Consider the following 21,029-nt stretch of genomic DNA (forward strand, 5'->3'; position numbering starts at 1 on the left):
GCGCCGTTGGGGATGCCGTCCGTCGTCGGCCGCGGGTTGTCCGTGGCTGGTCGCGCGGTTCCCCGCGCCCCTTCACGGCGCGGCAGTGACCCCTTGCGAACAAGTGCCCGGCACCAATCCTGGTGCCGGGCACTTCTGTTGGTTGTCGGACGTTTCGTACGGGTACGTCTGCGCAGGATGGTCTACGGCCGTTCGCGTGACGCAGGACCCACCTGCCCGGCGATGGGCGGTGAACGCGGAAGATTAGACTTCGTCGAGCCCGGCAACGCTCGAACAGCACTACTGCAAGGAGGCACGGGTGCCGCTGCTGACCCGCATCAGGGGACCGCGCGATCTGGACCGGCTCAGCCTGGAGCAGCTGGACCAGCTGGCGGAGGAGATCCGGACCTTCCTCGTCGAGGCGGTGTCAAAGACAGGCGGTCATCTCGGCCCGAACCTCGGCGTGGTCGAGCTCACCATCGCCCTGCACCGGGTCTTCGACTCGCCGAAGGACAAGGTGCTGTGGGACACGGGCCACCAGTCCTACGTCCACAAGCTGCTCACCGGCCGTCAGGACTTCTCCCAGCTGAAGATGAAGGGCGGCCTGTCCGGCTACCCCTCACAGGCCGAGTCCGAGCACGACGTCATCGAGAACAGCCACGCCTCCACGGTCCTGGGCTGGGCCGACGGCCTCGCCAAGGCCAACCAGGTGCTGAAACGCGACGACCACGTGGTCGCCGTCATCGGCGACGGCGCGCTCACCGGCGGTATGGCCTGGGAGGCGCTCAACAACATCGCCGACGCCAAGGACCGGCCACTGGTCATCGTCGTCAACGACAACGAGCGGTCGTACGCGCCGACCATCGGCGGACTCGCCAACCACCTGGCCACGCTGCGGACCACCGACGGGTACGAGCGGTTCCTGGCCCGGGGCAAGGATCTGCTGGAGCGGACGCCCGTGGTCGGCAGGCCGCTCTACGAGACGCTGCACGGGGCCAAGAAGGGGCTGAAGGACTTCATCGCCCCGCAGGGCATGTTCGAGGACCTGGGGCTCAAGTACGTCGGGCCGATCGACGGGCACGACATCGAGGCCCTGGAGTCCGCGCTGTCCCGCGCCAAGCGGTTCGGCGGGCCGGTCATCGTGCACTGCCTCACCGAGAAGGGCCGCGGCTACCAGCCCGCCCTCCAGGACGAGGCGGACCGCTTCCACGCCGTCGGCAAGATCCACCCGGACACGGGTCTGCCGATCGCCTCCTCCGGCGCCGACTGGACCTCCGTCTTCGGCGAGGAGATGGTCAAGCTCGGCAAGGAGCGCGAGGACATCGTCGCCATCACGGCGGCCATGCTCCAGCCGGTCGGACTCGACAAGTTCGCCAGGGCCTTCCCCGAGCGCGTCTACGACGTCGGCATCGCCGAACAGCACGCCGCCGTGTCGGCGGCGGGCCTCGCCACGGGCGGTCTGCATCCGGTCTTCGCGGTCTACGCCACCTTCCTCAATCGTGCCTTCGACCAGGTCCTGATGGATGTCGCCCTCCACAAGTGCGGTGTGACCTTCGTACTGGACCGGGCCGGCGTCACCGGCACCGACGGCGCCTCGCACAACGGCATGTGGGACATGTCGATCCTCCAGGTGGTGCCGGGGCTGCGGCTCGCCGCGCCGCGTGACGCCGACCAGGTGCGCGCCCAACTGCGCGAGGCCGTCGAGGTGACGGACGCGCCGACCGTGGTGCGCTTCTCCAAGGGCGCCGTCGGCCCCGCCGTACCCGCCCTGCGCCGTGTCGGCGGCATGGACGTGCTGCGTGAGCCGGGCACCGACACCCCGGACGTGCTCCTCGTCTCCGTCGGCGCCCTCGCGCCGATGTGCCTGGAGATCGCCGGCCTGCTCGACAAGCAGGGCATCACCACGACCGTCGTCGACCCGCGCTGGGTCAAGCCGGTCGACGAGCACATGGCGCCGCTCGCCGACAAGCACCGCGTGGTCGTGACCGTCGAGGACAACTCCCGCGTCGGCGGCGTCGGCTCGGCCGTCGCCCAGGCCCTGCGCGACGCCGGTGTCGACCTCCCGCTGCGCGACTTCGGCATCCCGCCGCGCTTCCTCGACCACGCCTCCCGCGCCGAGGTCCTGGCCGAGATCGGGCTCACCGCGCCCGACATCGCCCGCCAGGTCACCGGGCTGGTCTCCAAGCTCGACGGCCGATTCGGTGACGCGGCCGCAGAGGTGGAGCCCGCGCGCGACTGACGTGGCGAGTTGGGTTGGACGGGCCGGTCTCACCATTCTTTACGGTGGTGAGACCGGCCCATTCGCGTAGAACCGCCCGCGCCGGGGCATACGGACCACGCCCCCTCTCGATCATGTCGAGGACGACAAGCGTGGGAGGTACGCCTGTGAGCAGCACACTCTTCCGGACGAAGAAGGTCGAGCAGTCCATCCTCGATACCGAGGAACCAGAGCACGCGCTCAAGAAATCCTTGTCCGCGCTGGATCTGACGGTCTTCGGGGTCGGTGTCATCATCGGCACCGGCATCTTCGTCCTCACCGGCACGGTGGCCAAGAACAACGCCGGTCCCGCCGTGGCCCTCGCCTTCGTCGTGGCCGGCGTCGTCTGCGCGCTCGCCGCCCTCTGTTACGCGGAGTTCGCGTCCACGGTCCCGGTCGCCGGCTCCGCGTACACCTTCTCGTACGCCTCCCTCGGAGAGCTGCCCGCCTGGATCATCGGCTGGGACCTGGTGCTGGAGTTCGCGCTGGGAACGGCGGTGGTGGCCGTCGGCTGGTCCGGATACGTCCATTCGTTGCTGGCGAACGCGGGCTGGGAGCTGCCGGCGGCGCTCGGCACGAGAGACGGCGCCGACGGCTTCGGGTTCGACATCCTCGCCGCCGCGCTCGTCCTGGTGCTCACCGCCATCCTGGTGCTCGGCACGAAGCTCTCCGCGCGGGTCACCTCCCTCGTCGTCGCCATCAAGGTGACGGTCGTCCTCACCGTGATCATCGCGGGCGCCTTCTTGACCAAGGGCGAGAACTACGACCCGTTCGTCCCGAAGGCGCAGGCGGTGCCGGCGGGCGAAGGCCTCCAGTCCCCGCTGATCCAGCTGATGTTCGGCTGGGCGCCCTCCAACTTCGGCGTGATGGGCATCTTCACGGCCGCCTCCGTCGTCTTCTTCGCGTTCATCGGCTTCGACGTCGTCGCCACGGCCGCCGAGGAGACCAAGAACCCGCAGCGCGACATGCCCCGGGGCATCCTCGGCTCCCTCCTCATCTGCACCACCCTGTACGTGGCCGTGTCGATCGTGGTGACCGGCATGCAGCACTACACCGAGCTGTCCGTGACCGCGCCGCTCGCCGACGCCTTCAAGGCCACCGGGCACCCGTGGTTCGCGGGCTTCATCAGCTTCGGCGCCGCCGTCGGCCTGACGACCGTGTGCATGATCCTGCTGCTCGGCCAGACCCGCGTCTTCTTCGCGATGAGCCGCGACGGACTGCTGCCGCGCTTCTTCTCCCGCGTCCACCCCCGGTTCAAGACCCCGCACCGGCCGACCATCCTGCTCGGCGTGGTCATCGCGGTCCTCGCGGGCTTCACGCCGCTGAGCGAGCTGGCCGAGCTGGTGAACATCGGCACGCTGTTCGCCTTCGTGGTCGTCGCGATCGGCGTCGTCATCCTTCGCACGTCCCGTCCCGACCTGCACCGGGCGTTCCGCACCCCGTGGGTGCCGTTCATCCCGATCCTTTCGGTGTGCGCCTCGCTGTGGCTGATGCTCAACCTGCCCACCGAGACCTGGCTCCGCTTCGCCGGCTGGATGGTCGCCGGCTTCGCCGTCTACTTCGTCTACGGCCGCTCGCACAGCCGCCTCGGCCGTCACGAGGAGACCAGCGTGGACGACGTCATCAAGCCGCCGGGCCACGACGCCCCGTAGCCATCCTCCGGCCGACCGTTCGACTCTCCGGCCCCGTATGTCCCGCTTCCTGCGGAACTGCGGGGCCGGATAGCGTGCCGGACATGCTCGTCAGCCTCCTGGCCCCGTCACGCTCCGCACCCGAGCTGCCGGGCCACGGCTACTGGAGACGGCTGCTCCCCCTGCTCACGGTGCTGGCCTGTGTCACCCGTGTCCCCTCCTTCGTACGGCCGCTGTGGAACCCCGACGAGGGCTATCTCGCCGTCCAGGCACGGCTGTTGGCGGACGGGGGAGAGCTGTACGAGACGGTCGTGGACCGCAAGCCGCCGCTGGTGCCGTGGCTGTACCGGGCGTCGTTCGCGGTGTTCGGCGACGAGTCGCTGACCCCGGTCCGGGTGCTGGCGACCGGCGCGCAGGTGCTGACCGCCGTCCTGCTCGCCTCGCTGGCCCGGCGAAGATGGGGCGACCGAGCCGGCCGTACCGCGGGCGTCCTGTATCTGCTGACGTCCATCGGCCTCAACCCCGAGGACGCCCAGGCGGCGCTCTTCGAGGTCTTCATACTGCCCTGCACCGCCTGGGCGATGTGGTGCGCGGACCGGCGTCGATGGGGTGCGGCGGGGGTGGCGGTCGGCTGCGCGTTCCTGGCGAAGCAGACGGGCGGTGCGGTGCTGGCGCCGGTGCTCTGGCTGCTGTGGCGGTCGGGCGCGCCGCGAAGCGGCCTCGTCCGGCTGGGAGTCGGGGCCGTCGTGCCGGTGCTGGGCGCGGCGTTGCTCACCGACCCCGCCGGGTTCCTGTTCTGGACGGTGACCGGCTCCGGCGCGTACGCCTCCTTCACCGGCTCCGAACTCCACGTACTGGCAAGGGCGTTGGCCAACAGCGCGATCCTGGCGGTGGCCTGCGCGGGGCTGATCCCACCGGTCGTACGGGTGCTGCGCGTCGCCCGCGGCGGTTCGGCGGATCTGTGGCTGTGGGCGGCCTCGTCGGCGGTGGCGGTGACCTTGGGCTTCCACTTCTTCGGCCACTACCACCTGCAGCTCCTGCCGCCCCTGGCCCTGCTGGCGACGGCGGCCCTGCGGCTCCTGCCCGGCGACCGGCTGGCACCGGTCCTCCGTGCCTCGGCCTCCTGCTGCGCGCTCTTCCTGGCCTGGGGCCTGCTCGCGCCCCGCCCCGAACTCGCCCACGCCCAACGCGTCGCGGCCGAGGTCTCCCGCCGCACGGCACCCGCCGACCGGGTGCTGGTCTGGGGGATGCACCCGGAGACGTACTGGCTGGCCGACCGCACCCCGGCCACCAGGTTCCTCACGGCCGGGCTGCTCACCAACTACAGCGGCGGGCGCGACGGGCCGCGGGTGGGGGAGCGGTACGGGGTGGCGGGGGCGTGGGAGGTGTTCCGGGCGGAGCTGGCGAGCGGGCCGCCGGTCCTGGTCGTGGACGACTCGCGCGGCAAGCCGTACGGACCCGAGCGGGTGCCCTCGCTGCGGCGGATCCTGGTGGGCCGGTACGCGGAGGTCGGGACGGTGGACGGGGCGGTGCTGTACGCCCGTACCAACGGCCGGGACTGACTCAGGGCTCTCCGCGCACCGTACGCGGACCGGCCACCTCGGCGCCCAACTCGCCGACTCTGCGCCGTAGTTCACGGTCGGCGGTGATCACGAGGCAGGGGCGGCCCCGGCCCTCCCCGGCGACCAGTTCCACGATGCGGTCGTCGCCGCTGCGGGGGGCCGCGTCGACCCGTACGCCAGGCACCGGCTCCACGCCTCGGGCGGCGCCCTCGACGACCATGACGAGCTCGACGGGCCTGTCGCGGCCGGGGACCCCGTCCCGGGCGAGCCGGTCGCGCAGGCGTTCCGCCGCGCCGCGCCGGTCACGCCACCAACCGTCGGGGACGGAGCCGATGACGTTGGCGGCGTCGACGATCACGAGCAGGGGGTCGTCCATGGGGGACAGGGTCGCATGCCCGGCCGTCATACGGGGTTGGTGAACCTGCCGACCCATCGCGGCTCGCCGCGGCCGAGGGGGACGCGGCGGACACATGAGAAGAGGGCCCCCGCCGAAACGGGGGCCCTCGACCGTGTCCGGTGGTTACGCGGGGACCGAGGCCACCCCGGCCTCCAGGAACTTCTTGCCGTTCACCCGCTCGCTGACGCCCTCACGGTCCAGGTACGGCGTGATGCCGCCCAGGTGGAAGGGCCAGCCGGCGCCGGTGATCAGGCAGAGGTCGATGTCCTGCGCCTCGGCGACGACACCCTCGTCGAGCATGAGCCCGATCTCCTGGGCGACGGCGTCGAGCACACGCGCCCGCACCTGCTCCTCGGTCAGGACGGAGTCGCCCTGCTTCAGCAGCGCGGCGACCTCCGGGTCCAGTTCGGGCTTCCCGCTGTCGTAGACGTAGAAGCCGCGCTTGCCCGCCTTGACGACGGCGGCGAGGTTCTCGGAGACCGTGAAGCGGTCCGGGAACGCCCGGTTGAGGGTCTCCGAGACATGCAGACCGATGGCCGGGCCGACGAGCTCCAGGAGCACCAGCGGCGACATCGGCAGACCCAGCGGCTCGACCGCCTTCTCGGCGACCGCGACCGGGGTGCCCTCGTCGATGACGTTCTGGATCTCGCCCATGAAGCGGGTGAGGATGCGGTTCACGACGAACGCCGGGGCGTCCTTCACGAGCACCGCGGTCTTCTTCAGCTTCTTGGCGACGGCGAAGGCCGTGGCGAGGGAGGCGTCGTCCGTGGCCTCGCCCCGGACGATCTCCAGGAGCGGCAGGATCGCGACCGGGTTGAAGAAGTGGAAGCCGACGACCCGCTCGGGGTTCTTCAGCTTCGACGCCATCTCGGTCACCGACAGCGAGGAGGTGTTGGTGGCGAGGATCGCGTGCGCCGGGGCGACCGCCTCGACCTCCGCGAACACCTGCTGCTTGACGCCGATCTCCTCGAACACGGCCTCGATGATGAAGTCCGCGTCCGCGAAGCCCTCGGCCTTGTCCAGGACACCGGTGACCAGGGCCTTGAGGCGGTTGGCCTTGTCCTGGTTGATACGGCCCTTGCCGAGCAGCTTGTCGATCTCGGCGTGGACGTAACCCACACCCTTGTCGACACGCTCCTGGTCGATGTCGGTCAGCACGACCGGCACCTCCAGGCGGCGCAGGAAGAGCAGCGCGAGCTGCGAGGCCATCAGACCGGCGCCGACGACACCGACCTTCGTGACCGGACGGGCCAGGTTCTTGTCCGGGGCACCGGCGGGGCGCTTGCCGCGCTTCTGCACCAGGTTGAACGCGTAGATACCGGCGCGCAGCTCGCCACCCATGATCAGGTCGGCGAGGGCGACGTCCTCGGCGTCGTAGCCCTGCTGGAGGTCGCCGTTCTTCGCGGCGGCGATGATGTCCAGCGCGCGGTACGCGGCCGGGGCCGCCCCGTGCACCTTGCTGTCCGCGATGAACCGGCCCTTGGCGACGGCCTGGTCCCAGGCCTCACCGCGGTCGATGACGGGACGCTCGACCTCGACGTCGCCCTTGAGGACGTTCGCCGTCCAGATCAGCGACTGCTCCAGGAAGTCCGCGCCCTCGAAGATCGCGTCCGCGATGCCGAGGTCGAAGACCTGCTGGCCCTTGAGCTGCTTGTTCTGGTTGAGCGAGTTCTCGACGATGACCGTGACTGCCTTGTCGGCACCGATCAGGTTCGGCAGCAGCGTGCAGCCGCCCCAGCCGGGGACGAGACCGAGGAAGACCTCGGGGAGCGAGAAGGCGGGGAGCGCCTTGGAGACCGTCCGGTACGCGCAGTGCAGACCGACCTCGACGCCGCCGCCCATCGCGGCACCGTTGTAGTACGCGAAGGTCGGGACGGCGAGCGCGGACAGCCGCTTGAAGACCTCGTGGCCGCCCTTGCCGATGGCGAGCGCGTGCTCGTGCTCCTTCAGGAGCTCGACGCCCTTGAGGTCGGCGCCGACGGCGAAGATGAACGGCTTGCCGGTGACACCGACACCGACGATCTCGCCGGCCGAGGCCTCCTTCTCGACCTGGTCGATGGCGGTGTTCAGGTTCGCCAGCGACGCCGGGCCGAAGGTGGTCGGCTTGGTGTGGTCGAAGCCGTTGTCCAGGGTGATGAGCGCGAAACGGCCCGCACCGGACGGCAGGTCGAGGTGGCGTACGTGCGCGGACGTCACGACCTCGTCGGGGAACAGCTCGGCCGCACCCTTCAAAAGCTCAGCGGTGGTGCTCACTTGTCGCCTCCGGCGGACTCGAAGTGCGGGTTCTCCCAGATGACGGTGGCGCCCATGCCGAAGCCGACGCACATGGTGGTCAGGCCGTAGCGGACCTCGGGCTGCTCCTCGAACTGACGGGCCAGCTGCGTCATGAGACGCACACCCGACGAGGCGAGCGGGTGGCCGAAGGCGATCGCGCCGCCGTACTGGTTGACGCGCGCGTCGTCGTCGGCGATGCCGTAGTGCTCCAGGAAGGCGAGGACCTGGACGGCGAAGGCCTCGTTGATCTCGAACAGACCGATGTCGTCGATGGACAGCCCCGCCTGGGCGAGCGCCTTCTCCGTCGCCGGGATCGGGCCGTAGCCCATGACCTCCGGCTCGACACCCGCGAAGGAGTACGCGACGAGACGCATCTTGACCGGCAGGCCGTTCTCGCGGGCGAAGTCCTCGGAAGCGATGAGCGAGGCGGTCGCGCCGTCGTTCAGACCGGCCGCGTTACCGGCGGTGACCCGCCCGTGGACGCGGAAGGGGGTCTTCAGACCCGACAGGTTCTCCAGGGTCGTCCCCGGCCGCATGGGCTCGTCGGCGGTGACCAGGCCCCAGCCCGTCTCACCGGCCTCCGCGTTGGTGCGGCGCACGGAGATCGGCACCAGGTCGGCCTGGATCTTGCCGTTGGCGTACGCCTTGGCGGCCTTCTCCTGCGAGCGCACGGCGTACTCGTCGGCGCGCTGCTTGGTGATCGTCGGGTAGCGGTCGTGCAGGTTCTCGGCGGTCATGCCCATGAACAGGGCGGACTCGTCGACCAGCTTCTCGCTGACGAACCGCGGGTTCGGGTCCACGCCCTCACCCATCGGGTGGCGGCCCATGTGCTCGACACCACCGGCGATGGCCACGTCGTACGCGCCGAAGGCGACGGAACCGGCGACCGAGGTGACGGCGGTCAGGGCGCCGGCGCACATGCGGTCGATGGAGTAACCGGGCACCGACTGCGGCAGACCGGCGAGGATGCCGGCCGTACGGCCGATGGTGAGGCCCTGGTCACCGATCTGCGTGGTCGCGGCGATGGCGACCTCGTCGATCTTCGCGGGCTCCAGACCGGGGTTGCGGCGCAGCAGCTCCCGGATCGCCTTCACGACGAGGTCGTCGGCACGGGTCTCGTGGTAGATGCCCTTCGGGCCCGCCTTGCCGAACGGGGTGCGGACGCCGTCGACGAAGACGACGTCCTTGACGGTACGAGGCACGATGGCTCTCCTCCAGAGGTGCGGGACGGCACTGCTGCGATACGCAACCGCTGAGCGGGCGCTCAGCCCCATGCTACTTGCGAGTAACAGCGCTGCACACCCCTGGACGGGGGAGCGGCGAAGGTCACACGGGTTTCATGGGTTACCGCGGGTTACGTACGTCCACCTTAGGGGCCCGAGGAACTGCGCGACCAGCTACGACGCACCCACAGCCCCGTACGGCGCTCAACGCGCGGTGCGGAGCTCTCAGCGCGCGGGCTCCACGCAGTACAGCGCTGTGCGGGCGGCGTCCACGTGGGGTGTCTCCCACCCCCGTACACCGATGGTGACCCGCTCGCCGGGGAGCAGGGTGACCAGCCCGGTGTCCGCCCGTGCCGCCTGATCCAGCCGGTCGGCCTGCAGCAGCAGGTCCCGTACGAGGGTGCGGGCCGTCACGGTCACGGCACCCGCCGCGACCTCGACGTCGAACTCCGGTCGCGGGTACGGAACTTCGCGGTCCGGCACGGGGAAGTGCAGGGCACGCACCCCGTCCGCGTCGGCGACCAGGAACTCCTTCGGCCCCACCGGCTCCAGCTCACGCGGCACCCGGACATCGGCGACCGTGCGCGCGGCGGCTGTGACCTCCATGGCGGCCTCGTTCACCACCGCGCCCTCGACCGTCATGCGCCGCAGCCGCAGTGCGGGCGACCATGCTTCGGAGGCCTGGTTCACCACGGCCGACACCAGCCCTTCGCCCCGCACCTGAAGCGTCAGCAACCGGTCCGCGTACACCCGCCGCAGTTCGTGGTACAGCGGCTTCGGCAGGCCGTCCCATTCGAGCGCGGCCCAGGACGTCACCGGCCAGCAGTCGTTGAGCTGCCACACGATGGTGCCCGCGCAGACGGGCCACTGCGACCGCCAGTGCTCGATCCCGGCGGCGACGGCTCGGGCCTGGTTGACCTGCATGAGGTAGTGCCAACGGTCGAAGTCGCCCTTCGGCACGGCGAAATGACGGGCCAGCCCCCGCTCCAGCTTCCCGTTCCCGTCCTCCGCCTTCTGGTGGTGCAGCATCCCGGGCGAGTCGGGAGAGAGCTCCTCGTCCGGCAGTGTGCGCCGCAGTGTCGCGTACGCGGGCGGCGCCTGCCATCCGAACTCGGCCACGAAACGAGGCACGTTCGCGCGGTAATCCGCGTAGTCCTCCCGGTTCCACACCTCCCAGGAGTGGTGCGTGCCGTGCGCGGGGTCGTTCGGATGGTGCTCCCAGGACCCCGACCACGGACTGCCCGCCGTGTACGGCCGTGTCGGGTCCAGCTCGGCGACGACACGCGGCAGTACGCCGAGGTAGTACCCCTCGCCCCACGACTCCCCGGCGAGCCGCTCCTCCCAGCCCCAGTCCCGGAACCCCCACAGGTTCTCGTTGTTGCCGTTCCACAACACCAGCGAGGGATGCGGCATCAGCCGTACGACGTTCTCCCGCGCCTCGGCCTCCACCTCGCCCCGCAGCGGCTGCTCCTCCGGGTAGGCCGCGCACGCGAACGGGAAGTCCTGCCAGACCAGCAGCCCCAACTCGTCGCAGGCGTCGTAGAAGTGCCCGCTCTCATAGATCCCACCGCCCCAGATCCGCACGAGGTCGACACCGGCCTCGGCCGCCTGCCGCAGCCGCTCCCGGTACCGTTCACGCGTGATCCGGGACGGGAAGACATCGTCCGGGATCCAGTTCACCCCACGGGCGAAGAGCCGCTCGCCGTTGACGACGAAGGTGAACCCGGTGCCGTGCTCATCGGCACTCCGGTCGAGCTCCACGGTCCGAAAGCCGACCCGCCGCCGCCACACGTCGAGACCCCGGTCCCCGTCCCCGCGCAGCGTCAACTCCACCTCGTAGAGCGGCTGTTCCCCGTACCCACGCGGCCACCACAGCTCGACGCCCGGCACCTCCAGCCGTACGACCCCGCTCGTCCCCTCGACCTCCGCGACCGCGCTGACGCCCCCCACCCGGGCCTCCAGCCGCAGCCCCGCCTCGACGGCCGCCCGCTCCACGTCGACGAGCAGTTCCACATGCCCGGTCGTGCCGTCGACCGTCACCAGCGGCCGCACCCGGGCCATACGAGCCGTCGACCAGCGCTCCAGCCGAACGGGCCGCCAGATCCCCGCGGTCACCAGCGTCGGCCCCCAGTCCCAGCCGAAGGAGCAGGCCATCTTGCGGATGTACTGGAAGGGTTCGGGATAGGCGTTCGGCCGGTCGCCGAGCCGCTCGCACACCTCCTCGGCCTCGGCGTACGCGGAGGCGAAGCGCACCGAGAGCCGGCCGCTCATCCCGGTGATGTCGTAGCGGTACGAGCGGTGCATGTTCCGTACGGAGCCGAGGAGTCGGCCGTCGAGCCGGATCTCGGCGGCGGTGTCGAGCCCGTCGAAGACGAGATCGGTCCGGTCGTGCCCGTCGGCCGCGTCGACGCCCGGCAGGTCGACCTCGTACGTCCACTCCCGGCGCCCCACCCACGCCACCTCGGTCTCGTTCCGCCCGAGAAAGGGGTCCGGGATCAGCCCCGCCGTCAGCAGATCGGTGTGCACGCACCCGGGGACCTCGGCGGGAAGCGGTTCTGCCGTGCCATCGGGGTGTTGCACGACCCAACCCTCGGTGAGCGGTGTGGCGTCCAGCATGCGCACTCCCTAAACCGGTCCAGTCCTGTTCTCGACAGCATCGCGAAATCTTTCGACCGCCTTGGCGAAATAGGGACTTTACCGGTTCAGCGACGACTGCCAGAGTGCCGAACCAGCCAACCCACTCGTGCTCGTCCGTCCCGAACGGAGCTGGTGCACATGAACCATCGGAAGACGCTCACCGGAACACTGCTGGCGGCCGCGCTTCTCGCGTCGGGCTGCACAGGCGGCGGAGGAAGTCCGAAGGGCGCCGACGCCAAGGCGGCTGACGATCCGTCACAGGTGTCCGGCAGCATCACGGTCCTCACCCACCGGACGGACATCGTGCAGGACGGCACGATGCAGAAGTACGCCGATGAATTCAACAAGACCTATCCGAAGGTGAAGGTCGAGTTCGACGCGATCACCGACTACGAGGCCGAAGTCAAGATCCGTATGAACACGGAGAACTACGGCGACGTCCTCATGATCCCGGCCGTCATCCAGAAGAACGACTACCCCAAGTTCTTCGCCTCCCTGGGCACCCAGGAGGAACTCAGCGAGAAGTACCGCTTCACCGGCTTCACCACGGTCGACGGCAAGGTCTACGGCCAGAGCCCGATGGGCGCGACCCCCGGCTTCCTCTACAACAAGCGGATCTGGGCCGAGGCCGGCGTCACCGCCTGGCCCACCACCCCGGCGGAGTTCCTCACCGCGCTGAAAGCGATCAAGTCCAAGACCGACGCCACCCCGTACTACACCAACTTCGCCGCCCAGTGGCCGCTGACCCAATGGACGTACATCAACGGCTCGGTCAGCTGCGACACCGGGGCCACCACCGAACTCGCCGAGGACAATCCCTGGGGCGAGGACGGCGAACTACGCGTGGGCGACCAACTGTTGTACGACATCGTGAACCAGGGCCTGATCGAGAAGGACCCGGCGACCACGAACTGGGAGAACTCCAAACCCCAGTTGGCGAAGGGCGAGATCGCCACGGCGTGGCTCGGCAGCTGGGCGATCATCCAGTTCCGGCAGGCGGCCGAGAAGGCCGGAGCCGACCCCGACGACATCGGGTTCATGCCGTTCCCCGCCCGGGTCGACGGCAAGGCCTGCGCGACCGCCAACCCCGACTACAACCAGGCCGTCAACATCCACTCCCAGCACAAGGAAGCTGCCCGCGCCTGGATCGACTGGTTCACCGACAAGTCGGGCTACGCGGCGGACAACCTCTCGATCTCGACACTCAAGGACGACCCGCTGCCCGAGGTGCTCAAGCCGTACGAGGAGGAAGGCGTCGAGCTCATCGAACTCGACGACACCGCCGGCGGCACGGTCAAGGACATCGACAGCGCCTCCGAGGTCGGCATCTACGGCCCCGCCTACCGACAGGACCTGGTCGACCTCGCCCGCGGCGCCAAGGACGGCAGCCTCGACGACTTCCTCGCCGACCTCGGCAAGCGCTGGACCGAGGCACAGAAGACCCTGGGGTCCTGATGCCCCGCACGCGTACGACCGACCCCTCGCACGCGACGGAGAAGGTGGCGCGGCCCTCGGCGGCCGCGCCACCGCCCCCCACGCCCCGGCGCGCCCCACGCAAGGTGCGCCTCTGGCGGAAGCTCACCCCCTGGCTCTTCCTGGCCGCCCCGCTCGCGCTCCTCATCGCCTTCACCTACGCCCCGGTCGCCAACATGCTGGCGTACAGCTTCACCGACTGGGACGGCGTCAGCCCCGAACTGAACTACACCGGCATCGACAACTACATCGAGATCTTCACCCGCCCCGAGCTGTTCCGGGTCTTCTTCGTCAGCGGCTACTACCTCGCCGCATCAGCCGTCCAGATAGCCGCCGCCCTCTACTTCGCGACGATCCTCAGCTTCGACATCCGCTTCCGGAACCTCTTCAAGGGCATCCTCTTCTTCCCGTACCTGATCAACGGCGTCGCGATCGGCTTCGTCTTCCTCTACTTCTTCCAGGACGGCGGCACCCTCGACTCGGTCCTCGCCCTCTTCGGCCACGAGTCCGACCGCGCCTGGCTGTCCACGTCCACCTCGGCGAACATCTCCCTCGCCGGCGTCTCCGTGTGGCGCTACATGGGCCTGAACTTCGTGCTCTTCCTCGGCGCGATCCAGTCGATCCCGGGGGAGCTGTACGAGGCCGCCGAACTCGACGGCGCCAGCCGCTGGCACCAGTTCCGGTACATCATCGCGCCCGGCATCCGCCCGGTCCTGAGCCTGAGCGTGATCCTCTCGATCTCCGGCTCCCTGTCGGTCTTCGAGATCCCGTACATCATGACGGGCGGCGCCACCGGCACCGAGACCTTCGTGATCCAGACGGTCAAGCTCGCCTTCCAGTTCAACAAGACGGGCCTCGCGTCCGCCGCCGCGGTCGTCCTCCTGCTGATCATCCTGGCGGTGACGTGGCTGCAACGGCGCCTGGTCCCCGACGAGAGGGTGGACCTCGTATGACGACACTGACGACGCCGGCCCCGGTGGTCCGCAGGCGGGTCGCCCGCACCCTCACCTACCTGTCCCTGGTCGGCGCCTCGGTCGTGGTCCTCCTGCCCCTCCTGGTGGTCCTGCTGACCTCGCTCAAGACCGAGCGGCAGATGGCGGACGACAGCGGCGCCCTCACCCTGCCCGACAGCCTCCTGAACTTCGAGAACTACGCGACGGCCTTCCGCGACGGCGACATGCTCGCCGCCTTCGGCAACACGGCCTTCATCCTCGTCTTCGCCATCACCGGAACGGTCCTCATCGGATCGATGGCGGCCTACGCGATCGACCGCTTCACCTTCCGCTTCCGGAAACTGGTCGTCGCCCTCTTCCTCGTCGCCACCCTCGTCCCCGGCGTCACCACCCAGGTCGCGACCTTCCAGATCGTCGACAGCTTCGGCATGTTCGACACCCTCTGGGCCCCGATCGCCCTCTACATGGGCACCGACATCGTCTCGATCTACATCTTCCTGCAGTTCGTGAGATCGATTCCGATCTCCCTCGACGAGTCCGCCCGCCTGGACGGCGCCAACGCCTTCACGATCTACCGAAAGATCATTTTCCCGCTGCTGAAACCCGCGATCGCCACAGTCGTCATAGTCAAAGGGATCACCGTCTACAACGACTTCTACATCCCCTTCCTCTACATGCCCTCCGACGACCGCGGCGTGATCTCCACATCCCTCTTCCGCTTCAAGGGCCCCTTCGGCGCCCACTGGGAAACGATCTCGGCAGGAGCGGTACTGGTGATCCTGCCGACCCTGATCGTCTTCCTCCTGCTGCAGAGGTTCATCTACAACGGCTTCATGAGGGGCGCGACGAAGTAGGGGTGCCCCGGCAGCCGTCGGAGTGGCACGGACTTCCTACGGCGACGGGTCCCCCTTGACCTTGGCCGTGGCGGACAACGCCCCCACCAACACCGGCGTCACCAGCTCCACCTGCCAAGCCCGAGCCCCGTACCCGGCGAGCGCCGCACTCACAGACTCCGCGTCCAACGACTTCGGCGGTTCCCAGCAGAGCCGCCGAACCGTATCCGGAGTCATCAGATTCTCCTGCGGCATGGTGAGCTGCTCGGCCAACGCCGAGACCCCGGCCCGAGCGGCGGACAACCGAGCCGCGGCGGCGGGATCCTTGTCGGCCCAGGCCTTCGGCGGCGGCGGCCCGGTCACCGGCTGCCCGTGCGCCGGCAACGCGGAGTCCGGCAGCGCCCTGGCCCGGTCCACGGCGGCCTGCCACTGTTCGAGCTGGCGCCGTCCCATCCGATGCCCGAACCCGTTCAGCGCGGCCAGCGCCTGCGCGTTGACCGGCAGAGCCAACGACGCCTCGACGATCGCCGCGTCGCTCAGCACCTTGCCCGGCGACACATCCCGCCGCTGCGCGATCCGGTCCCGCGCCTCCCACAGCTCCCGTACGACCGCCATCTGCCGCCGACGCCGCACCTTGTGCATCCCGGACGTACGACGCCACGGATCCTTGCGCGGCTCGGCGGGCGGTGCGGCCGCGATCGCGTCGAATTCCTGGCGGGCCCATTCGAGCTTGCCCTGCCGGTCCAGCTCCTTCTCCAGGGCGTCCCGCAGGTCCACGAGGAGTTCCACGTCGAGCGCGGCGTACCGCAGCCACGGCTCGGGCAGCGGGCGGGTCGACCAGTCGACGGCGGAGTGGCCCTTTTCGAGGACGTAGCCGAGGACGCCCTCGACCATCGCGCCGAGGCCCACCCGGGGGAAGCCGGCGAGGCGCCCGGCCAGCTCGGTGTCGAAGATCCGGGTCGGGACCATGTCTATCTCGCGCAGACACGGCAGGTCCTGGGTGGCCGCGTGGAGCACCCACTCCACCCCGGAGAGCGCCTCGCCGAGGCCGGAGAGGTCGGGACAGGCGACGGGGTCGATGAGCGCGGTGCCCGCGCCCTCGCGGCGCAGCTGCACCAGATAGGCCCGCTGGCCGTAGCGGTATCCGGACGCGCGTTCGGCGTCCACGGCGACGGGGCCGGAGCCGGCGGCGAACGCGGCGATCACCGCGGCGAGCGAGGACTCGTCGGCGATCACCGGCGGAATACCGTCCCTTGGCTCCAGCAAAGGGGTGGGCGCCCCCGCTTCAGAAGATCCGCCGTCGTCCGGAGGGGCGCCTCCGGTGGTTCGCAGGGTCCTGTCTGCTGCGGTCTCTTGGGCGTCGGTCACCTGTCAAGGGTATCTGTGTATGGACATGGCCCGTCGACGGAACGTTCCGTCGACGGGCCTCCCAGGGGCGTAAACCAGTCATGTGTCACACGTGTCAGTGAATGTTTCGGGCGAACCGGGAGGGGCCGGGCATCGATGAACGACTCCGGCCCCTTCCTGTCTCGGCGCCCTCGGCGTCAGTGGATGATCCCGGTGCGCAGGGCCACCGCCACCATTCCGGCGCGGTCGCCGGTGCCGAGCTTGCGCGCGATGCGGGCCAAGTGGCTCTTGACCGTGAGCGCGGACAGGCCCATCGAGACGCCGATCGCCTTGTTCGACTGCCCCTCCGCGACCAGGCGCAACACCTCGACCTCGCGGCCCGAAAGCTCCCGGTAGCCGCCCGGGTGGCTCGGGGCGCCCGGGGGGCGGCGGTGCATACGGGCGGCGGAGCCGATGGGGGCGGCACCCGGGCGGGTGGGCAGTCCGATGTTGGTACGGGTGCCGGTGACGACGTATCCCTTCACACCGCCCGCGAGGGCGTTGCGTACGGCGCCGATGTCGTCGGCGGCGGAGAGGGCGAGGCCGTTGGGCCACCCCGCCGCGCGGGTCTCGGAGAGGAGGGTCAGGCCGGAACCGTCCGGCAGATGGACGTCTGCGACGCAGATGTCACGGGGGTTGCCGACACGGGGACGGGCCTCGGCGATGGACGAGGCCTCGATGACATCGCGGACACCGAGGGCCCAGAGGTGGCGGGTGACGGTGGACCGAACGCGTGGATCGGCCACGACCACCATCGCGGTCGGCTTGTTCGGACGGTAGGCGACCAGGCTTGCGGGCTGCTCGAGGAGAACGGACACCAGGCCTCCTGGGGTGCGGGACGGGGGGCCGGCTCGTTGGGCTCGTGGGGTCGAAGCCGGGACGAACCGTACTTTCAAGGTCACAGAGGTCTTCGGCACCAAACCTCTGCTCCTTTAGAGAATGATCACGATTTGGTGAGTAACAATCCGTGCAATTCGGACACGTCTTCGATCACTCGAAGATCGAACGGTGTCGCTTCACGTCGATACGAGGCCGAAAGTGGCCGTATCGACAAAGAGATGGTTTTGATCGGCGTGGCGGCAGGCACCAGAAAAAGGACCGTGCACCTCACGGTGCACGGTCCTTGCCCTGCGCGGGCCCACGACGGTTTCAGCGGGACTGCGGCCCCCGTCGCTGCGGCAGTGTCACGACGGCCGCGTCCCCCGGGTCGACCGCCGGCGGCAACCCCGCGATCTGGGCGAGCAGGTCGCACCACGAGGCGAGGTGGGACGCGGTGTCGGGGACGCCGCCCAGGACCTCGCGCGGTGTCCACGACGCCCGGATCTCGATCTGCGACGCGGCCGGCCGCGTCGCCAGCCCGCCGAAATAGTGCGAACTCGCCCGCGTCACCGTGCCGCTCGGTTCCCCGTACGACAGCCCCCGGGACTGCAGCGCGCCGGTCAGCCAGGACCAGCACACGTCCGGCAGCAGGGGATCGGCCGCCATCTCGGGCTCCAGCTCGGCGCGGACCAGGGTCACCAGCCGGAAGGGGCCCTGCCAGGCGTCGTGGCCCGCAGGGTCGTACAGCAGGACGAGCCGGCCGTCGGCCAGGTCCTCGTCGCCCTCGACGACCGCGGCCTCCAGCGCGTACGCGTACGGGGCGAGCCGCTGGGGCGGCCTGGTCGGGTCGATCTCGATCTCCGGCCGCAGCCGGGTGGACCGCAGCGCTTCTACGGCGGAGCGGAACGGCAACGGTGCCGTCTCCATCGCATCGCGCTCCCCCTCTTTCGCGTCGTCCATCCCGCCAGCGCCGTCCGACAGTCGTCCCTGAGCCGCAGCCATGCCGGAACATTAAGGGGAACCGGGCCTCGGCGCAGGGCAAGACACCCGTGCGCTGGGTCACTGTCGGATCGCGCTCAGCGAACGGAGGGCAGGCCGACGGCCGGAAGCAGTGGCCGGAAACAAGCGGGTCCGGGTTGTCCACAGCCCGGACCTTCGCTGTCAAGCGGGCGTGCGAGACTTTGCTTCGTGAGTGCCAAAGCCAGCCCCTCGGGCCACCAGCCGACCGCCACGTACAACTCCGCCTTCCTGAAGGCGTGCAGGCGCGAGCCCGTGCCGCACACACCGGTCTGGTTCATGCGGCAGGCCGGGCGCTCACTGCCGGAGTACCTGAAGGTGCGCGAGGGCATTCCGATGCTGGAGTCGTGCATGCGGCCCGAGCTGGTCACGGAGATCACCCTCCAGCCGGTCCGCCGGCACCACGTGGACGCGGCGATCTACTTCAGCGACATCGTCGTCCCGCTCAAGGCCATCGGTATCGACCTCGACATCAAGCCCGGCGTCGGCCCGGTCGTCGCCCACCCGATCCGCAGCCGCGCCGACCTCGCCCAGTTGCGCGACCTGACCCCCGAGGACGTCTCCTACGTCACCGAGGCGATCAAGCTGCTCACCGCCGAGCTCGGCGAGACCCCGCTCATCGGCTTCGCCGGCGCCCCCTTCACCCTCGCCAGCTATCTCGTCGAGGGCGGCCCGTCCCGCACGTACGAGAACGCCAAGGCGATGATGTACGGCGACCCCGAGCTGTGGGCCGACCTGCTCGACCGTCTCGCCGGGATCACGTCCGCGTTCCTCAAGGTCCAGATCGAGGCGGGCGCCTCGGCCGTGCAGCTCTTCGACTCCTGGGCCGGCGCGCTGGCTCCCGCGGACTACCGCCGCTCGGTGCTGCCGGCCTCCGCGAAGGTCTTCCGGGCCGTCGAGTCGTACGGCGTTCCGCGCATCCACTTCGGCGTCGGCACCGGTGAGCTGCTGGGCCTCATGGGCGAGGCCGGCGCGGACGTCGTCGGCGTCGACTGGCGCGTCCCGCTCGACGAGGCCGCCCGCCGCGTCGGCCCCGGCAAGGCGCTCCAGGGCAACCTCGACCCGACCGTCCTGTTCGCCGGCACGGAGGCCGTCGAGACCAAGGCGCGCGAGGTCCTCGACACGGCCGTCGGCCTGGAGGGTCACATCTTCAACCTCGGCCACGGCGTCATGCCCAGCACGAACCCGGACGCGCTGACCCGGCTCGTGGAGTACGTCCACACGCAGACCGTGCGATAGGGGCGTAAGAGCCCCGGTTCACCAGCCGGGCCGTGCCCGTCTGCCCCACAGCAGGCCGCGCGGCTCCGGCGGTGGTGGGGTGCCGGGGCGCAGCGGCCAGGCGAGGAGCATGCCCGCGACGAAGCCGACGAGGTGGGCCGCGTACGCCACCGTGCCGACGTCGGAGACGCCCTCGCCGGACGAGTAGATCGCCTGGAGCACGAACCAGGAGCCCAGCACCAGCCACGCGGGCAGTCTCAGCGGCAGGAAGATCAGGAACGGGACGAGGACCCAGACCCTGGCCTTGGGATAGAGGACGAGATACGCGCCGAGCACCCCGGCGATCGCCCCGGACGCGCCGATCAGGGGTTCGCCGGAGTCGGCGTTGACGAACGCGTAGCCGTACGACGCCGCGTAGCCGCACGCCGCGTAGAACAGTGTGAACCGGACGTGCCCCAGCCGGTCCTCGATGTTATTGCCGAAGATCAGCAGGAAGAGCATGTTGCCCAGCAGATGCAGCCAACCGCCGTGCAGGAACAGCGCGGTGAGGACGGACAGCGCGGGCGACTTGTCGTAGCCCGGCGGGCCCAGCGCGCAGCCGCCCGACGGGGCGATCTCGCCGGTGGGCACCAACTGCGGCAGCCGATGGTGGATCAACTCCTGCGGCACCGCCGCGTACTGCTCCAGGAACGCCTGCGTCTGGCACAGCCGCGCCAGCTCGCTGTCGCCCGGGACCGAGCCGGCGAGACCCGGCATGAAGACGAAGACGAAGATGTTCGCGGCGATCAGAGCGTATGTCACATAGGGCGTGCGGCCCACGGGGTTCACGTCATGGACGGGGATGACCACACCGAACTTGTGCCCTGGATACGGGCCCGGAATCAGCGGTCCGGGCGTCGGCACGGACCTCGGCGCCGACGGCGGTGAACGTGAGCGGCGGGTGGTGCGTATGAGTTCTCAACCGCGGATCTACGTGAGGAACAGGCGATGAACGACCGAGTTACTCCTCCGATGCACGCCACCCCGGACGGTGAGGCCGAGATCTCGCTGGTGGTGCGGCTGCCTTGGGAAGACGTTGCCGCGCTCGGCCAGGAGGCCGGGCGGCTGGCGGCGCGGATGCAGCGGCCGGTGACCCTTGATGAGGCGGTCAGCCATCGGTTGCGGTCGGCTCGGCCGGCCGCGGCGCATGCGAAGCCGGCGACGGCGCCTTCGGCTCCGGCTGCCGTGACGTCTTCCGCTTCCGTGTCTTCGTTGCCCGCCAGGCCGCCGGCTGAGCAGGCTCGGCAGGCCATTGACCGGATAAACGGTACGTCCGCTGTTTGACGGGGTTTCGCCGTAGGGGTGCGGCGGATGGCCGGCCGCGGGATCGT

16 protein-coding genes are annotated in these 21,029 nt (G+C 69.9%); 8 read left to right on the forward strand and 8 right to left on the reverse strand.

Annotated features, from left to right (window positions below; genetic code table 11):
- Positions 1–298: 298 nt before the first annotated feature.
- From dxs to JIX55_RS37820, 3 genes are all read left to right on the forward strand, one after another.
- On the forward strand, positions 299–2,218 hold the full coding sequence (dxs, locus tag JIX55_RS37810) for a 1-deoxy-D-xylulose-5-phosphate synthase (RefSeq protein ID WP_257567717.1): 1,920 nt from the start codon (positions 299–301) through the stop codon (positions 2,216–2,218).
- A gap of 146 nt (positions 2,219–2,364) precedes the next feature.
- On the forward strand, positions 2,365–3,888 hold the full coding sequence (locus tag JIX55_RS37815) for an amino acid permease (RefSeq protein WP_257567718.1): 1,524 nt from the start codon (positions 2,365–2,367) through the stop codon (positions 3,886–3,888).
- 83 nt (positions 3,889–3,971) lie between these two features.
- On the forward strand, positions 3,972–5,429 hold the full coding sequence (locus tag JIX55_RS37820) for a glycosyltransferase family 39 protein (protein ID WP_257567719.1): 1,458 nt from the start codon (positions 3,972–3,974) through the stop codon (positions 5,427–5,429).
- A 1-nt stretch (position 5,430) separates the two neighbouring features.
- Here the strand turns inward: JIX55_RS37820 and JIX55_RS37825 are convergent, their stop codons facing one another.
- From JIX55_RS37825 to JIX55_RS37840, 4 genes are all read right to left on the reverse strand, one after another.
- A complete protein-coding gene (locus JIX55_RS37825; protein ID WP_257567720.1) occupies positions 5,431–5,805 on the reverse strand; it encodes an NTP pyrophosphohydrolase in 375 nt (124 codons plus the stop codon).
- Between the two features lie 144 nt (positions 5,806–5,949).
- A complete protein-coding gene (locus tag JIX55_RS37830; protein ID WP_257567721.1) occupies positions 5,950–8,079 on the reverse strand; it encodes a 3-hydroxyacyl-CoA dehydrogenase NAD-binding domain-containing protein in 2,130 nt (709 codons plus the stop codon).
- A complete protein-coding gene (locus JIX55_RS37835) occupies positions 8,076–9,302 on the reverse strand; it encodes a thiolase family protein (RefSeq protein ID WP_257567722.1) in 1,227 nt (408 codons plus the stop codon). The genes JIX55_RS37830 and JIX55_RS37835 overlap by 4 nt, the downstream gene beginning before the upstream one ends.
- A 246-nt stretch (positions 9,303–9,548) precedes the next feature.
- Positions 9,549–11,939: a glycoside hydrolase family 2 protein gene (locus JIX55_RS37840; protein WP_257567723.1), complete on the reverse strand. Its 2,391-nt coding sequence runs from the start codon at positions 11,937–11,939 to the stop codon at positions 9,549–9,551.
- 159 nt (positions 11,940–12,098) lie between these two features.
- Here JIX55_RS37840 and JIX55_RS37845 point away from each other — a divergent pair, with 159 nt between their 5' ends.
- From JIX55_RS37845 to JIX55_RS37855, 3 genes are read left to right on the forward strand one after another with little or no spacing between them, the layout of a single operon-like run.
- On the forward strand, positions 12,099–13,415 hold the full coding sequence (locus JIX55_RS37845) for an ABC transporter substrate-binding protein (RefSeq protein ID WP_257567724.1): 1,317 nt from the start codon (positions 12,099–12,101) through the stop codon (positions 13,413–13,415).
- A complete protein-coding gene (locus JIX55_RS37850) occupies positions 13,415–14,386 on the forward strand; it encodes a carbohydrate ABC transporter permease (protein WP_257567725.1) in 972 nt (323 codons plus the stop codon). Before JIX55_RS37845 ends, JIX55_RS37850 begins: the two co-directional genes overlap by 1 nt.
- On the forward strand, positions 14,383–15,240 hold the full coding sequence (locus tag JIX55_RS37855; RefSeq protein WP_257567726.1) for a carbohydrate ABC transporter permease: 858 nt from the start codon (positions 14,383–14,385) through the stop codon (positions 15,238–15,240). The genes JIX55_RS37850 and JIX55_RS37855 overlap by 4 nt, the downstream gene beginning before the upstream one ends.
- A gap of 36 nt (positions 15,241–15,276) precedes the next feature.
- Here JIX55_RS37855 and JIX55_RS37860 read toward each other — a convergent pair whose 3' ends face one another.
- The 3 genes from JIX55_RS37860 to JIX55_RS37870 all read right to left on the reverse strand — a co-directional run bounded on the left by JIX55_RS37860 (position 15,277) and on the right by JIX55_RS37870 (position 18,384).
- Positions 15,277–16,587, reverse strand: a complete 1,311-nt coding sequence (locus JIX55_RS37860; RefSeq protein WP_257567727.1) for a ribonuclease D — start codon at positions 16,585–16,587, stop codon at positions 15,277–15,279.
- 176 nt (positions 16,588–16,763) lie between these two features.
- Complete coding sequence (locus JIX55_RS37865) at positions 16,764–17,423, reverse strand: helix-turn-helix transcriptional regulator (protein WP_033529424.1); 660 nt, start codon at positions 17,421–17,423, stop codon at positions 16,764–16,766.
- A gap of 331 nt (positions 17,424–17,754) precedes the next feature.
- Positions 17,755–18,384, reverse strand: coding sequence for a DUF3000 domain-containing protein (locus JIX55_RS37870; RefSeq protein WP_257569611.1), 630 nt, complete (start codon positions 18,382–18,384; stop codon positions 17,755–17,757).
- Between the two features lie 228 nt (positions 18,385–18,612).
- Between JIX55_RS37870 and hemE the strand changes: the two genes are divergently transcribed.
- Positions 18,613–19,680, forward strand: coding sequence for a uroporphyrinogen decarboxylase (gene hemE / locus JIX55_RS37875; protein ID WP_257567728.1), 1,068 nt, complete (start codon positions 18,613–18,615; stop codon positions 19,678–19,680).
- 18 nt (positions 19,681–19,698) lie between these two features.
- On the opposite strand, the gene JIX55_RS37880 is transcribed toward hemE, so the two are convergent.
- The gene (locus JIX55_RS37880; RefSeq protein WP_257567729.1) at positions 19,699–20,508 is read right to left on the reverse strand and encodes a rhomboid family intramembrane serine protease; all 810 of its coding nucleotides are present in this window, start codon (positions 20,506–20,508) and stop codon (positions 19,699–19,701) included.
- A gap of 138 nt (positions 20,509–20,646) precedes the next feature.
- Here JIX55_RS37880 and JIX55_RS37885 point away from each other — a divergent pair, with 138 nt between their 5' ends.
- A complete protein-coding gene (locus JIX55_RS37885; protein ID WP_257567730.1) occupies positions 20,647–20,982 on the forward strand; it encodes a hypothetical protein in 336 nt (111 codons plus the stop codon).
- Positions 20,983–21,029 lie beyond the last annotated feature (47 nt).

This window comes from Streptomyces sp. DSM 40750, assembly GCF_024612035.1.
Lineage (GTDB): Bacteria > Actinomycetota > Actinomycetes > Streptomycetales > Streptomycetaceae > Streptomyces.